This is a genomic window from uncultured Clostridium sp. (genome assembly GCF_910588715.1).
Taxonomy (GTDB): domain Bacteria; phylum Bacillota; class Clostridia; order Clostridiales; family Clostridiaceae; genus Clostridium.
Genome location: NZ_CAJURG010000001.1, coordinates 411,045 through 426,555 on the forward strand (window position 1 = coordinate 411,045; position 15,511 = coordinate 426,555).

Genomic DNA, 15,511 nt, shown 5'->3' on the forward strand with positions numbered 1-15,511 from the left:
ATAATTAATCCTTAACTTAATATTACATTTTAATTTTTAATATTACATTTTTGTAATATTAGTAAATTCAGATTTCTTATTAAACTTTATTGTAAATATAGTATAGTTATCTTTTACTGATTTTACTTCAAAAGAATTTTCTAGCTTTTCTAATATTTTTTTAGAAAAATAAAGCCCCATTCCTGTTGATTTATATATAGTGTTTCTACCATTACTGCCTGTAAAACCTTTATTAAATAATCTTTCTATATCTTCTTTTAAAATTCCAATACCATTATCTCTTATATTTAAATAAATATATTTTTCATCTTCTTCACAATAAAACTTAATTTCTCCATTTTCTTTTGAATATTTTATTGCATTATTAATAATTTGATTTAAAACATATAAAATCCATTTTTTATCCGTGAAAACTTTAAAATTATTATTTTCTAATTTTATTTCTATATTATTTCTTATAAGCATAAAAGCATTATTTTTAATAGCTTGTTTTATTAAATCTTGCACATTTACTTCTGAAATAAAAATATCTTCAGAAGCTGCTGTTGCTCTGCTTCCATACATAACTGAATTAACTAAAAAATTTATTTTTTCAATTTCATTTTTTATATCTAAGCTAACATATTCATTTTCCATACGCTCTAAAATCATATATATTGTACTAATAGGTAATTTTATTTCATTAGTCCACTTTGCAATATACTCTTCTAAATCTTTAATTTGAGTTTCTCTTATGTTTAATTCTTTTAAATAATTTTCATCTTTTTTATTAATTATGTATCTCATTATTTCTTCTTCTAAAAATTCTTTATTAATATCACTTATATTAATATCATTATTTTTTCTCATAATTTCATAAATTTCTTTAAATCTATCTTTCCAAATAATATATTTTATTATAAAGGCACAAATATAAATAAATATTAACATTATATCTAAATATAGTAATTCTTCAAAATTATCATTTAGCAAACTTAATACTAAAAAATATATATTAATAAAAAATAAAACACCTAAGTTAAATAAAATAAATCTTATATTTTCATAAATAAATCTTTTTAAATTCATTTTATTAAATACCCAATTCCCTTTTTTGTTTTAATTATATCTTTTAAACCTAATTCATTTATTTTTCCTCTAAGCCTTGTAATATTTACAGTTAATGTATTATCATTAACAAATTCATCATCATTCCATAAACTCATCATAATTTTTTCTCTTGATACTACTTTTTCTTTGTTTTTTATTAATAATGATAGTATTTTTATTTCATTTTTAGTAAGTTCTATTTCCTTATCATCATATCTAAAAATGCATTTTTCAATATCTAAAACTGCATCATTATAATAAATTAATGTATCTGAGTTGTTATAATCATAACTTCTACGTAATAAAGCATTTATTTTTGATATTAGTACTTCAGTTGAAAAAGGCTTTGTAATATAATCATCTCCACCATTATTTATCCCCATAATAATATCCATATTAGAATCTCTTGAAGATAAAAATATTATAGGAACTTTAGAAACTTCTCTTATTTTTTCACACCAATAAAATCCATCATAATAAGGCAGATTAACATCCATTAATATAAGGCTAGGTTTATTATATATAACTTCTTTTAATATATTATCAAAATTTTTTATTATATCTACTTCAAATGACCATTTTTTTAATGATATAGATAACTCTCTTGCTACGTTTAAGTCATCCTCAATTATTAAAATTTTTTTCACACTTCTCACCCCTAAATAATAGCATTAATTTATATCACTAATTTTAAAAATTAAATATAAATACGGTCTATCTTCTTAAAAATTATTTCTTTTTTTACTTCTAAGGTTTCCTTATTTATTTCTACCTTAAAAATGTTAGGGCACCCTTCTTCTCTCCATTTTTTCATAAACTTTGAATTTGCTTCTAAAATATAATAATACTTTTCATCAAAGTCATCAGAAAACTCTAAATAGGATAATTTACTATACCTATCTAATTTTATGTTGTTTTTATCTAAATTTTTAATAATCGGTAAAAAATATTTTAAAGGAAGTTCGTATTGATATATTCCTTTTATTTCTTTTCCATCTATTAAAGCTCTCTTTAAAAATCTATTTTCTTTTTCATCTAGCTGTTTAAATCCAAGTTTAAATATTGGTTCATTTGACTTGCTTTTATCTATTTTTATCTTTATCATATTAATCACCACTTTTATTTTAGATATATCTTATAAGAAAGCACCATCAACTTTAATGATTTGTCCAGTTAGATACTTGCAGTCATCTTTACATAAAAATATAACTGCCTTTGCAATTTCTTTTGTATCTCCAAATCTATTCATTGGTATTTCATCTATTAATTGATTTTTTTCCTCTTCACTTAAAAACTTATTCATATCAGTGTTTATAACACCAGGGGCTATTGAATTAACTCTTATACCAAAAGGTGCAACTTCTTTAGCAAGTGATTTTGTAAATAAGTTTAGTCCACCCTTTGTAGTTGAATAAACTACTTCACAAGAAGCCCCACTTTCCCCCCAAATAGATGATATATTAATTATATTTCCACTTCCTTTTGATATCATATATTTTAAAGAGTACTTTGATAAATACATAGGAGCTAGAAGATTTGTATTTATTAAACTTTCAAAACTATTATCATCAGTATCAACAAATAGTCCAATTTCTGATTTTGCTGCATTATTAATCAATATATCAATTTTTCCAAATGTATTAATTATTTCATTTATTAATTCTTCACATTGATTTTTTATTGATATATTTTTTTTAATTATCTTAGCATAACCTCCTAGCTCTTTTATTTCTTTTAATGTTTTATTAGCACCATCATCATCTTTAGAATAATTTATAATAACACTTGCCCCATTTTTTGCAAGTTCCTTTGCTATAGCTTTTCCAATTCCCCTAGAAGCTCCAGTAACTAAGGCAACCTTTCCACTTAATTCATTCATTAATTTTCTCCTCTCTAGTTTTATTTATATTATAGTTTATATTGATATTTATATCAAAATAATATACTATTTATTATTTCTTCTTAATCTTTCTTCCTTAGCATATTGTAAATATTCCGAAATATTTACTGGTCCTGCAATAATTTTTCTAGTTACCCAAAGAGAACCAGTATCTTGAGCATCTATTATCCATTTAACTAATTCTATTTTTCCCTTTTCTATTTCTATAACTGTTATTGCAGTTGGATAAACACAGCATCCATCATTAAAATAAGGAGGATCATATAAATCTGGGAATCTACTATTATGTGTATGACCTGAAATAATCATTCTACAGTTATCCCTAGCCCAATTTTGTAATTTAATATCTACTCTACTTCTTTTTGTTTTGCTCTTTGCAGACCTAGTAGGATCTTTGAAACCTGCAACTCCATTTAAAAAACGCCATATATACCTTACTAAAATTTGATTTATTTTCCATACTTCATTATTCCAAAAATCTAATTGATGCCCATGAGTCACTAATATCTTTTCATTGAGTGGTTTATACATTAAATTTATTCCAGAATAATATTCATTGTTATTTATAAATTTTAAAAATTCTTCTCCATAATCTGCACCTATTTTTCTTAGAGCCTTTTCTTGCTTTTGTTTAAAACATTTTTTCTTTTTTATAATATCATGGTTTCCGTAAATACAATAAATAGCATTTTTTTTACTAAATTTATTAAACAATTTATAAATATCATCATAAAAATAAGCTATTTCATTATAATTTCTATTTTTCCAAAGTTCATCCCCATCACCAATCTCTATATAAGTATAATTATTTCTTAAATAATACTTCAATGCTGTTATATATATATTTCTATTAGATAAAAGAGAATCTGAATATGTTCCATCACCTCTATGAACATCTGAAACTAATACTATCTTACTACTATCATCAAAATCTAATGTAAATCCATTTTCATAAATATTATCTAATTCCTTTTCTGACATAATATCCCCAAGCTTTAATATTATATCTTTATCTTATGAAAATAATTTAATATTTGATAATTTCTAATATTTATTTTATATAAAATTTAATAGGATAGCACAAACTATAATAAGTCTAATTTATAATTAATTTTATAAAATAACAAATGATAAGTAAGGAGTAATGAAAATGAATAACTTATTACTAAAAAAGAATATATTTTTATATAAAGTAACTTCTTTTGTTTTACTCTTATCAAGCTTTAGTATTTTAAATGTAAATGCATTAACTTTCCACAATCCAAATATTTCAAATATACAAAAAGAAATTTCTGATGTTTATAATGATAATTATGAAAATAACGAATTAAAAAATCAATTTCAGCCTTTAATAGAAAATATATTTTTAAATAGAAATTGTGCAATTTTAACTAGAGATTGTGAAGGTCTAAAAACATTTTATGATTTAAATAAAAAGGTTTGTAAGTGGGCTTATGAAAGTGAAGTTACAAAAACTAAATATTTTACTAATTGGTGCAAAAAACAATGTGTTTCCTTTACAAAAATAAATTCTACAATCAAAGTTTCAAAGGTAAAGGAAATTGAAAAAGATGTATATAATGTGATTTGTTATGCTGATACAAAGTTTTGCTATAGCTATGAAGATGAACCTAATATTGAAAATTATTTTAAATTAGGTACTTGCCATTATATAAACTTAAAAAAAGATGGTGATAAATATATAATTATAAAAGAATGGTATACTGATCCTTTAGCTGATTCTCTTAATCTTGATAATTTAGAATGTGATGAAATTAAAAACACTATTCTTTCTCATAAAAAACCTGATTTTACAATAGATGAAAGAACCCAAAAAGCCATTGATTATGCACATGAATACTGTGGTATTAGTAATAACGAAGAACATTTATTTAAATATAATAAAAACTATAAAAACTTTAATCCAGATGGTGGTGATTGTGCTAATTTTGCCTCTCAAATTATGTTTGAAGGTGGTGGCTTTAAAAAAAATAGTACTTGGAATTACTGTAATAAAAGTGCTACAAATGCTTGGATTAATGCTCAAGGATTTAAAAATTATTTAATAAATAGTGGTCGTGGATCTTATATAGCAAAAGGATATTATTCTGATACTTATAAAGATGCTTTTAATCTTAGACCTGGTGATATAGTCGCTTACGAAAAAAAAGGAAGAATAACTCATGTTTCTACAGTTACTGGCCTAGATTCTAAAGGTTATCCATTAGTAACTTGCCATAATACAGATAGAATGCTTGTACCTTATGATTTAGGATGGAGCAATAGTGATATAAAATTTCATTTTATAGATGTACATTATTAAAAAAATAGCTGTATCATATTGAAAGTACTTCAATATGAATACAGCTATTTTTAATTATATAAAATTTTTATTAATATAATATTATACACAATTGTTTTTAGATAATTCTTTTAAAATATATGGAATGTTAATATAACCATACCAAATACTATTGAAACTATAGACATTAATTTTATTAATATATTAATGGCTGGTCCTGAAGTATCTTTAAAAGGATCTCCTACAGTATCTCCAACAACAGCACCCTTGTGACATTCTGATCCCTTACCACCAAAATTACCTGCTTCAATATGTTTTTTAGCATTATCCCAAGCTCCACCTGAGTTTGACATCATAACTGCTAAAACAAACCCACATATTGTTGCTCCTGCAAGTAACCCTGCTACTCCATTAGGGCCTAAAATTATTCCTACAGCTAATGGACTTATAATAGCTATTGCTGCAATTACAAGAAGTTCTTTTTGAGAAGATTTTGTACAAATATCAACACAAGAAGCATAATCTGGCTCTGATTTTCCTTCCATTAATCCTTTTATTTCCTTAAATTGTCTTCTTACTTCAACAACTATTTTGCTTGCTGCTCTACCAACTGCACTCATTGTACAAGATGAAAATGCAAAAGTAACCATAGCTCCAATAAATGCTCCAATTAAAACTTGTGGATTTAATATTGATAAATCAAAATTAAATGCTAAATTATTATTATTTACCATTTGTTCTATAGAATTTTTATATGCTGCTATAAATGCTAATGCTGTTAATGCAGCTGATCCAATAGCAAAACCTTTTCCTGTGGCTGCTGTTGTATTTCCTAAAGAATCTAATGCATCAGTTCTATCTCTTACTGCTGATGGTAATCCTGCCATTTCGGCTATTCCACCTGCATTATCTGCAACTGGTCCATAAGCATCAGTAGCTAAAGTTATACCTAATGTAGATAACATACCAACTGAAGATATTGCTATACCAAAAAGCCCCATGTTAAAATTGTTAAATCCTCCTGAAGCAACAAAACTAATTAATATAGAACATCCTATTATAATAACAGGTGCCGCTGTAGATTTCATACCAACTGATAATCCGGTAATTATTACAGTTGCAGGTCCTGTTTGTGATGATTCTGCAATACTTTTTGTAGGCTTATAATTATCACTTGTATAATATTCTGTAAAAAATCCTATTAATAATCCTGCTAAAAGTCCACATAATATAGATAAATATATTCCTATATTTTCTTTACCTAAAATACTATCTACTACAAAATAAGAAGCTACAGCAATAATTATTGCTGAAAAATATGTTCCTCTTCTTAGTGCACTCAATAATGACTTTTGTGATACATCCTCTTTAGACTTAACAAAAAAGCTACCAATTATAGATGCCATAACCCCTATTGATGCAATAACTACAGGTACCACAGCACCTTTTACTGAAAGACCTGCTGCCACAGCTAATGCACAAGAAGATAAAATTGAACCTACATAAGATTCATAAAGGTCTGCCCCCATTCCAGCAACATCTCCTACATTATCTCCTACATTATCTGCTATAACTGCTGGGTTTCTTGGATCATCTTCCGGAATCCCAATTTCAACTTTTCCAACTAAATCTGCACCTACATCTGCTGCCTTCGTAAAAATTCCACCACCAACTCTGGCAAAAAGAGCCATAGATGATGCTCCCATACTAAAGGTTAACATAGTAGTTGTTATTATTGTAATTCTTTCATTTGCTGGAAGTGTTCCGTAATAACAATTTAAAATAAAATACCAAATACTAAAATCTGCTAATGCTAGTCCTACAACAACTAATCCCATAACTGATCCACTAGAAAAAGCTACTCTTAACCCACTATTTAAACTTTTACTACAAGCATTTGCAGTTCTACTATTAGAATTTGTAGCAATTTTCATTCCTAAATATCCACTTAAACCAGAAAAAATTCCTCCAGTTAAAAAAGCAAATGGCATGAAAATGCTTACAAAATTAAATTGAGCTAGTATAAATAAAATAATAAACATAATTACAAAAAATATTGCAACACCCTTATACTGACGTTTTAAAAACGCATTAGCTCCCTTTCTTATACTTTCTGCAATGTACTTCATCTTATCTGTACCTTCATCAACCTTAAAAATCTTATAAGTATAAAATGCAGCAAAGATTAAAGCTAGACCTGCACCTATTGGAGCAAAAACCATTAAGCTCATAAACTCCTCCCCCTTATTTTGAAATAAATATTAAATCCACCTTCGTTTTAAATTATTAAAAAGCAACATAAAATATACCATTATAATAAAAAATAATATATTTCTTGTTGCTTTTAAAAAACTATCTTTATCTTTTTAAAATCCTTTTTTCTTAGCTTCTATACCACTTTCATTAAGTGCAGGTTCTTCTATTGTTGTTACGTATTTATTTTTAGGATTATTATTTTGAGACTTTGTTCCATTTTGTAAGTAATTTTCTTTAGTGTATTCTCTTTTATTCTTCATTTGTTCTCCTCATCTTTTATGTAAATTTTATTAGAACTTTGGATCTATTTCTCCTCTTTGTATTTGCTTTAGATCTTTTAATCTTAAATGAGTTGTTTCTATTATTTTATCCCAAGGCTCTCCATCGATAATCATTTTTTTTGCAACATCTCTACTTAAAAGTTTATCTAACTTTTTCATTTTAAAACCTCCTTTTATCTTTTGATATTATTATTTTATGGGTTTTTAAAAAACTTATACGAGTTATTAATTTCAAAAACTTACATTAAATTATTTAAATTTTCAGTAATAAAAAAACTTTTAACTAATATAATTTAGCATATTGAAAGGAGAAATTAAAAAATGAGCAAGCAAAAACGTGGAAAGTACATTAAAACAATGCCTAAAATGTTTGTAAAAAATGCTCCATTACCTGATATTTAAATTAAAAATAGGCTATATCGTATTGAATTAAAAGTTTCAATATGATATAGCCTATTTTTATTATATAAATATATTTTAAATCTTCTAAAAATTTATTTTGATAAACTCAACTTTAAATTATTAACGGGATTTATTATTCTTTCCTCTTCCATTTCTACTATTTTTAGAATTTCTTGAATCTTTACTTTGCTTTAAATTATTATTCTTACTTCTACTTGAAGAATTTTTTCTCTTTGAGTTTCCTTTAGACTTTGGTCTAACAAGTCCATGAGCCTCTCTATATCTTTGTTCCTTTGATTTTATTAAGCATTTAGATCCATTTCCTATTAAATCTTCTCTTCCAGCTTTCATTAATGCATCATAAACTATATTATAGTTTTTTGGATTACTAAACTGTAATAAAGCTCTTTGCATAGCTTTTTCTTCTTTACTTTTAGGAACATATACTGGTTTCATAGTTATTGGATCTAAACCTGTATAAAAAATTGTAGTTGATAAAGTTCCTGGTGTTGGATAAAAGTCTTGTACTTGTTCTGGCTGATATTTTATATCTCTTAAATATTCAGCAAGCTCTATTGCTTCTTTTAATGTACTTCCTGGATGACTTGACATTAAATAAGGAATAATATATTGTTTTTTCCCAAGCTTTTCTGTAATTCTAAAGAATTTTTGTCTGAAGTCTTCATATGTTCTGCCTGCTGGCTTACCCATATACTTCAATACTTTTTCTGATATATGTTCAGGTGCAACCTTTAATTGACCACTTACATGATGCTCTACTAATTCTTTAAAGAATGTATCATCTTTATCAGCCATTACATAATCGTATCTTATACCTGAACGTACAAATGCTTTCTTTACTTTAGGTAAACTTCTTACACTTCTTAATACATCTATAAACTCTTTATGATCTACCTCCATGTTCTTACAAACACCTGGACTTAAACATTGCTTAGTTTTACATGCTCCTATAGTTAATTGATGTTTACATGCAGGCTTTCTAAAGTTTGCCGTTGGACCACCAACATCATGAATATACCCCTTAAAGTCTGTCATTTCTGTCATTTCTTTAGCTTCTTTAACTATAGATTCTTTACTTCTACTTTGAACAGCCCTACCTTGATGGAATGTTATTGCACAAAATGAACAATTACCAAAACATCCTCTTGAACTTACTATACTAAATTTAACTTCTTCTAATGCTGGAATTCCTCCCATTTCCTCATAGCTTGGATGATATTCTTTAGTAAATGGTAAATCATAAACCTTATCTAACTCTTCTCTATTTAAAATAACTTCTGGTTTATTTACTACTAAAAACTTATCCCCTTGATCTTGAACTATAGTCCTTCCCCTTATAGGATCTTGTTCTTGATATGTAATTTTGAATGCTTCACAATACTTAATTTTGTCTGTAGAAACTTCTTTATATGATGGTATAACTATATGCTCTTCATAAACTTCATCTAAGCTATCTACTAAATAACATGTACCTGGTACATGTCTTATGTACTTTGCATCAAATCCTTCATTTAAATAATGGGCAACTTCTACTATTTGCTTTTCACTCATTCCATAAATTAAAAGATCAGCTCCACTATCAGTTAATATTGATTTTCTAACCTTATCTGCCCAATAGTCATAATGTGCAAACCTTCTAAGACTAGCTTCAACACCACCAATGCAAATATTAATATTTTTATATGCTTCTCTAATTTTATTACAATATACTATAGTAGCCCTATCCGGTCTAAGTCCCATTTTACCGCCAGGAGAATATAAATCCTTTTCCCTAACTCTTTTACTTACAGTATAGTGATTAACCATAGAATCCATATTTCCTGCATTAACTAAAAATGCTAATCTAGGTCTTCCAAGCTTCATAAAGTCATCAGTACTATGCCAATTAGGTTGAGCTATAATCCCAACTTTATAACCAGCATTTTCTAATACCCTAGATATTACTGCTGTACCAAAACTATGATGGTCAACATATGCATCTCCAGTTACAATTATGAAATCACACTGCCTCCATCCTCTTTCTTCCATATCAGCTTTACTTATAGGTAAAAATTTATTATTCATTTAATCACATCTTTCATTTTTTTTGAATATCTATTTGAAATCTATTTTTTTATAATTTAACATATATTAATATAACACCTAATTTTATTCTTGTTAATACCTTATATAAATTTACCATAATATTTATATTAATTATTCTACAATAGAATTTAATTTTTATAATTTCTATTAATAAACAAAAAAATAAATCGTAATTTAAAGAAATAAATATAAGATTTATAACTTCAAAAAAGATTTATTTATAAATTTATATTAAATTTTTAGATATTCAATGTGTTAGTTAGATAAGTTCCTAATCTTCTTAACATAAAAGGATTTTTATCTATTCCATCAAATAAATCTAGTATTTGATTTTTATTTAAATCCATATTATTTTCTAATTTATCAAGCATATTATCATCTTCAAACTCTTTTACAAGCTCTTTTCCTATTTCATTTACATTTTTAAAGAATTCAAGCTTACTAAATATTCCAAACATTATATTAGATTTTGAATTTGTTAAACTAATAAAATTCTTCAATTTTTCTAGTGTAAAATTATCTTTTAAGCTATTTATAATTTTATAATCTTGCTTTATTTCTTTTAAAATATCTAATTTATTATAATTTTTACTTTCTTCAATAATTTCTATGGCTTCATAGTCTTCTAATGCATCTAAAAATATAGTATCTTCTTCTTTTCCAAAAGCTTTTGTTATATATGTTGATGGTATTACAACAAATTTAATAAATCCTATAATTTCTTGTTGTGATTTAAATGAATACCAATTGCAAAAAAAATCTCTACTATATGAATTTATCAAAGAAAATTTTAATATATACTCATTAGGTTTAATATCTATACTGTCTTTATTAATCAAATAATTTCTCCAATAGTAAATTAAATCATATTTCTTCAAAATCACACCTCCTAATGACAAACTCTATTATTAATTTTAGCTTGTACTTAACATAATTAAAATTTTAGCTTTTAATATTACTATGCTTCATAATATTATTTTATCCATAATTTCCATTTTTATTACATATAAATATTAAGCCCATCCCCCTAAAATTAATTCTTATAATTTTCTTCACTATACACATCTATAGATTTAGCTACTGATCCCATTAAAATTTTTTGATAATTAGGATCTGATAACATTTTATCTTCATTAAAGTTACTCATAAATCCCATTTCTAATATAACAACTGGGACCTTAGACCAATTAAATCCTGTTATGTCACTTCTCTCAAAAATTCCATTAACCTTGATATTATTTTCTTGTAATATTTTCTTTAATATTTCTGCATATTTATTGCTTTCAGTATAAATATTTTTTGTATATTGAGAATCTTTTGCAGGGACCAATATAGTAGCTCCAGTTTTTCCTGAATCATTTATACTATCACAATGAATTCTTATTGTAATATCTGCATTTGCATTATTAGAAATTTCTGCTCTTTCAGCATTGCTGATATTAACATCAGCAGTTTCTCTAGTCATAACTACATTATAATTTTTTTGCATTAATAAATCTTTTAATATCATTGATGCTTCCAAATTTACAACATGCTCAGCTTTTTTTGTAGCAACACCAGCTGTTCCTGATGAGACTCTTGCCTTTTTATTAGAAGAACCAGGAGCAACTGGCTCTCCCTTTGGATCACCTTTTCCTTGATGCCCTGGATCTATACATACGGTAAAATTTTCATTAAATTCTTCATTAAATTTTCCATAAGCCTTTATATATGTTGGAGTAATTAAATTTAATATAACTATTCCAAGTAAAAATATTCTTAATAATTTTTTAAACACTCTTATTTTCCTCCTAACTAAATATAAGAGGCTAATACACATAAGTAATAGCCTCTTAATTATTTTTTATTTAGGATACATATTTATTAATAATAAAAATCCTGGAATCCATGCTGTAAATATTCCATCAAATACTGAAAGATATCCAACAAACTTTCCTAAATCTTTTTTCATTACAAGTTCTATGAATCCTGTTAACCATAATAGTCCCCATAATAACCATATAAAAATCCAATATATGTTTCCAAAAGTGAATTCTATAAATTTTTGTGTATTACCATCAATAAATGCTAAAGGTATAGTATTTATTGCAACAAATAAACAATACCATCCATATAGCCTACCATCTAAGTTAAATATACTTCTTGCTGCAATATATAAATATGTAAATCCAAATAATAATCCTGTTCCTGCAGCAAAATAATTACCTTGTATTACAGCAACTATATTTAATATAAATGATAACAAACCAGTAAATACATTAAATACAGCACTTGATTTAGCATCTACATTACATAGTCTTCCTATTCCATTTAAAATAAGAACTACTCCAACATAGATTAAAACTACTCCTAACATATTTTCCTCCTTTGTTTTTATGACATACTATTTTAATCTATCTTAGTTTCATAACTTTCTCTAAAGAATTCATGATCTAATCCAGTTCTTTGAATTTCTTCACTTACTTTAATTGATTTAGTCATATCAACAACCTTAAATATTAAATATGTAACTAAAATGGAATAAACACCTATTATTACAGCTCCTAAAGTTTGAATTAAAAATTGATGTATACCTGCACTAATTCCATTTACACGTGGATCTGCAAATACTCCAATTAATAAAATACCTAAGAATCCACCCATTCCATGTACTCCCCAAACATCTAATGCATCATCCCATTTCTTTCTTTCAAATTCAACACAGAAGAAACATACTAATGCACCTAATGCACCTATAATTAATGCACTCATTGGAGTAACATATCCTGATGCTGGTGTTACTGTTGCAAGTCCTGCAATAGCTCCTATTATTGCTTCAAGGAATGATGCTCTCTTTGCATGCATAGCATGTAAAATTAGCCATACTATCATTCCAGATGCTGAAGCAACACCTGTATTTGCAAAAACTATTGTTGTTATATCTGCAGCAACTATTGTTCCACCTGAATTAAATCCATACCATCCAAATAATAATAAACCTGCACCAATTGCAACTAATCCTAAATTGAAAGGACCTTTTTCATTTTTAATTTTTCTTTCTCCAAGTACATATATTCCACCTAAGCATCCAAATCCTGAAGTTATATGTATTACAGCTCCTCCAGCGAAATCAACAAATCCAAGTTTACTTAAGAATCCTCCACCCCATACCCAATGAGCAACTGGAAAATATATTAATATCATCCATATAATTAAAATTTTAATCCAACCACTAATAGTTAATCTATTTGCAAATGCACCAGTCATTAAAGGTGCTGTAATTATCGCAAACTTCATTTGATACATAAAAAATAATATAAATGGTATTGTTTCACTATATCTCAAATCTATTGTAAACACCATATTCCTAAACCCAAAAAACTGAAATGGATTACCTATAATTCCAGCAATATCATCACCAAATACTAAACTGAATCCTCCAAATATCCACAATAAAGATACTACACCTATTGCAATAAATACTTGAAACATTATAGTTAATGCATTTTTTCTTTCAACTAAACCTCCATAAAAAAATGCTAAACCAGGTGTCATAATTAAAACAAGCGTTGTAGATAATATCATAAACGCTACATCCCCATGAATAATCATAGAATCACTCCCTTAATTTTTCATTTGTTTTGCTTTTTATATTATTCTTATGTTTATTATGTAAAAGATACTTACTTTATAAATTTATAGTTTAAAGACTTCTTTATTTAAAATAAAATCTAATACTTTCTAATAATTAAATCTTTAGAACCTAAAAAACTTTTTCTAATATAATTATGACAAACTCCTGTTACTTGCTCTATATGTTGTGTTAAATTACCTAACACTCTTAAAACAAATCCATTAACTTCTAATTTAGATATTCCAAAATCTACTGGTAGATTTAACTTTCTAATTACTTCTCTTAATTCTGTTATCACTTTATCATCTACATTTTTATTAATCACTAATAATGTTCCAAAATTTGAGTACTCCTCAAAAAATCCTAACTTTGTTACATCATTATTAATAGGATTAACAATTAAATTATCTAATAATACTAACTTATTATTTACATAAACATTACTTTTTAATTGTACACTTTTATATTTAAAATTATCTCCTTCAGGAGACCATCCTGCTGTAATTCCATCACTATAAATTAATGTCGAACTTTCATCTAAATATATATTATTAACCTGTTTATATATAGCATCTTTATATAAAATAACATTATCAGTTATATATTCTAAAACACTATTTTTACCTAATTCTATTTCCGTTTCTTGCTTTGTTTTAATATTATTTAAACACTTATATACTTTTGCTGATGCTTGAGTTGTTATAATAGCTCGTGCATTATCTTTTAATTTAAATATATTTTTATATTTTTCTCCTTCTATATATCCTCCACCAAGTTGTAATAAATAAAATGTAGGTATATTTTCTCTATCCATTTTTATAGTAGGAGATACTTTTACTAATCCTTCATAAAACTTTTTTGTTGCAATTGTCTTATCATCTTTTTTTTCTAATACTAAATCTATTAATCCAGAATATTCACTTTTAGCTTTAGCTTCTTTAAACATATTATGAAATTCCCTCTAACAAACAATTTTTCTTAATCCAATTTATAACACTTAAAATTCCTTCGTCAGTTTTAAGATTAGTAAAAATAAAACTATTTTCATCTCTAAAAGCTAATGTATCTTGCTTCATAATTTCTAAATTTGCTCCAACATATGGTGCTAAATCAATTTTATTTATAATAAATAAATCACTTTTTATCATTCCTTGACCTGCTTTTCTTGGTATTTTTTCTCCTTGTGCAACGTCAATAATGTAAATTGAAAAATCAACTAAATCTGGACTAAATGTTGCTGCTAAATTATCTCCACCACTTTCTAAGAAAATTATATCTAAATCATCAAATCTTCTTTTTAATTCTTCTAATGCCTCAAAATTCATTGATGCATCTTCTCTTATTGCAGTATGTGGACATCCTCCAGTTTCAACTCCAATAACATGATCTTCACTTAAAACAGAATTTTTAACCATAAATTTAGCATCTTCTTTAGTATAAATATCATTTGTTATAACAGCACATTTATATTCATCATTCATTACCCTAGTTAATCTTTCTATAAGTAATGTTTTCCCACTACCTACTGGTCCCCCAACTCCTATAACTACTGGTTTCATAAC

At 26.1% G+C, this 15,511-nt stretch carries 16 protein-coding genes; 1 reads left to right on the forward strand and 15 read right to left on the reverse strand.

The window, feature by feature from the left end:
* Positions 1 to 42: 42 nt before the first annotated feature.
* The 5 genes from QZ321_RS02025 to QZ321_RS02045 all read right to left on the reverse strand — a co-directional run bounded on the left by QZ321_RS02025 (position 43) and on the right by QZ321_RS02045 (position 3,970).
* Positions 43 to 1,068: a sensor histidine kinase gene (locus QZ321_RS02025; RefSeq protein ID WP_294196059.1), complete on the reverse strand. Its 1,026-nt coding sequence runs from the start codon at positions 1,066 to 1,068 to the stop codon at positions 43 to 45.
* On the reverse strand, positions 1,065 to 1,736 hold the full coding sequence (locus QZ321_RS02030; RefSeq protein WP_291741293.1) for a response regulator transcription factor: 672 nt from the start codon (positions 1,734 to 1,736) through the stop codon (positions 1,065 to 1,067). Before QZ321_RS02030 ends, QZ321_RS02025 begins: the two co-directional genes overlap by 4 nt.
* 50 nt (positions 1,737 to 1,786) lie before the next feature.
* Entirely contained in the window at positions 1,787 to 2,194 is a 408-nt protein-coding gene (locus QZ321_RS02035) for a hypothetical protein (protein WP_291741296.1), read from the reverse strand.
* 30 nt (positions 2,195 to 2,224) lie between these two features.
* Positions 2,225 to 2,968, reverse strand: coding sequence for an SDR family oxidoreductase (locus QZ321_RS02040; RefSeq protein ID WP_291748661.1), 744 nt, complete (start codon positions 2,966 to 2,968; stop codon positions 2,225 to 2,227).
* A 66-nt stretch (positions 2,969 to 3,034) separates the two neighbouring features.
* Positions 3,035 to 3,970: a metallophosphoesterase gene (locus QZ321_RS02045; protein WP_291741302.1), complete on the reverse strand. Its 936-nt coding sequence runs from the start codon at positions 3,968 to 3,970 to the stop codon at positions 3,035 to 3,037.
* 169 nt (positions 3,971 to 4,139) lie between these two features.
* On the opposite strand from QZ321_RS02045, the gene QZ321_RS02050 reads away from it, so the two are divergent.
* Positions 4,140 to 5,312 carry an amidase domain-containing protein gene (locus QZ321_RS02050; protein ID WP_291748662.1) on the forward strand — a complete coding sequence of 391 codons (1,173 nt, stop codon included), beginning with the start codon at positions 4,140 to 4,142 and terminating at the stop codon, positions 5,310 to 5,312.
* Positions 5,313 to 5,422: 110 nt separating this feature from the next.
* On the opposite strand, the gene QZ321_RS02055 is transcribed toward QZ321_RS02050, so the two are convergent.
* The 10 genes from QZ321_RS02055 to ureG all read right to left on the reverse strand — a co-directional run bounded on the left by QZ321_RS02055 (position 5,423) and on the right by ureG (position 15,508).
* A complete protein-coding gene (locus QZ321_RS02055) occupies positions 5,423 to 7,522 on the reverse strand; it encodes a sodium-translocating pyrophosphatase (protein ID WP_291748665.1) in 2,100 nt (699 codons plus the stop codon).
* 135 nt (positions 7,523 to 7,657) lie between these two features.
* A complete protein-coding gene (locus QZ321_RS02060; RefSeq protein WP_291741308.1) occupies positions 7,658 to 7,807 on the reverse strand; it encodes a hypothetical protein in 150 nt (49 codons plus the stop codon).
* A gap of 30 nt (positions 7,808 to 7,837) precedes the next feature.
* Positions 7,838 to 7,987 (reverse strand): hypothetical protein, encoded by a 150-nt coding sequence (locus QZ321_RS02065; protein ID WP_291741310.1) that lies wholly within the window; start codon positions 7,985 to 7,987, stop codon positions 7,838 to 7,840.
* Between the two features lie 363 nt (positions 7,988 to 8,350).
* Positions 8,351 to 10,315, reverse strand: coding sequence for a YgiQ family radical SAM protein (locus QZ321_RS02070; protein WP_291748668.1), 1,965 nt, complete (start codon positions 10,313 to 10,315; stop codon positions 8,351 to 8,353).
* A 260-nt stretch (positions 10,316 to 10,575) separates the two neighbouring features.
* Complete coding sequence (locus tag QZ321_RS02075; protein ID WP_291748670.1) at positions 10,576 to 11,214, reverse strand: hypothetical protein; 639 nt, start codon at positions 11,212 to 11,214, stop codon at positions 10,576 to 10,578.
* A 155-nt stretch (positions 11,215 to 11,369) separates the two neighbouring features.
* Entirely contained in the window at positions 11,370 to 12,113 is a 744-nt protein-coding gene (locus QZ321_RS02080; protein ID WP_291748671.1) for an N-acetylmuramoyl-L-alanine amidase, read from the reverse strand.
* Positions 12,114 to 12,179: 66 nt separating this feature from the next.
* Complete coding sequence (locus QZ321_RS02085; protein WP_291741319.1) at positions 12,180 to 12,692, reverse strand: AmiS/UreI family transporter; 513 nt, start codon at positions 12,690 to 12,692, stop codon at positions 12,180 to 12,182.
* Between the two features lie 32 nt (positions 12,693 to 12,724).
* Positions 12,725 to 13,927, reverse strand: coding sequence for an ammonium transporter (locus QZ321_RS02090; RefSeq protein ID WP_291748673.1), 1,203 nt, complete (start codon positions 13,925 to 13,927; stop codon positions 12,725 to 12,727).
* A gap of 119 nt (positions 13,928 to 14,046) precedes the next feature.
* The gene (locus QZ321_RS02095; RefSeq protein WP_291741323.1) at positions 14,047 to 14,895 is read right to left on the reverse strand and encodes an urease accessory protein UreD; all 849 of its coding nucleotides are present in this window, start codon (positions 14,893 to 14,895) and stop codon (positions 14,047 to 14,049) included.
* 1 nt (position 14,896) lies between these two features.
* Positions 14,897 to 15,508 (reverse strand): urease accessory protein UreG, encoded by a 612-nt coding sequence (gene ureG / locus QZ321_RS02100; protein ID WP_291748676.1) that lies wholly within the window; start codon positions 15,506 to 15,508, stop codon positions 14,897 to 14,899.
* Positions 15,509 to 15,511: the final 3 nt, after the last annotated feature.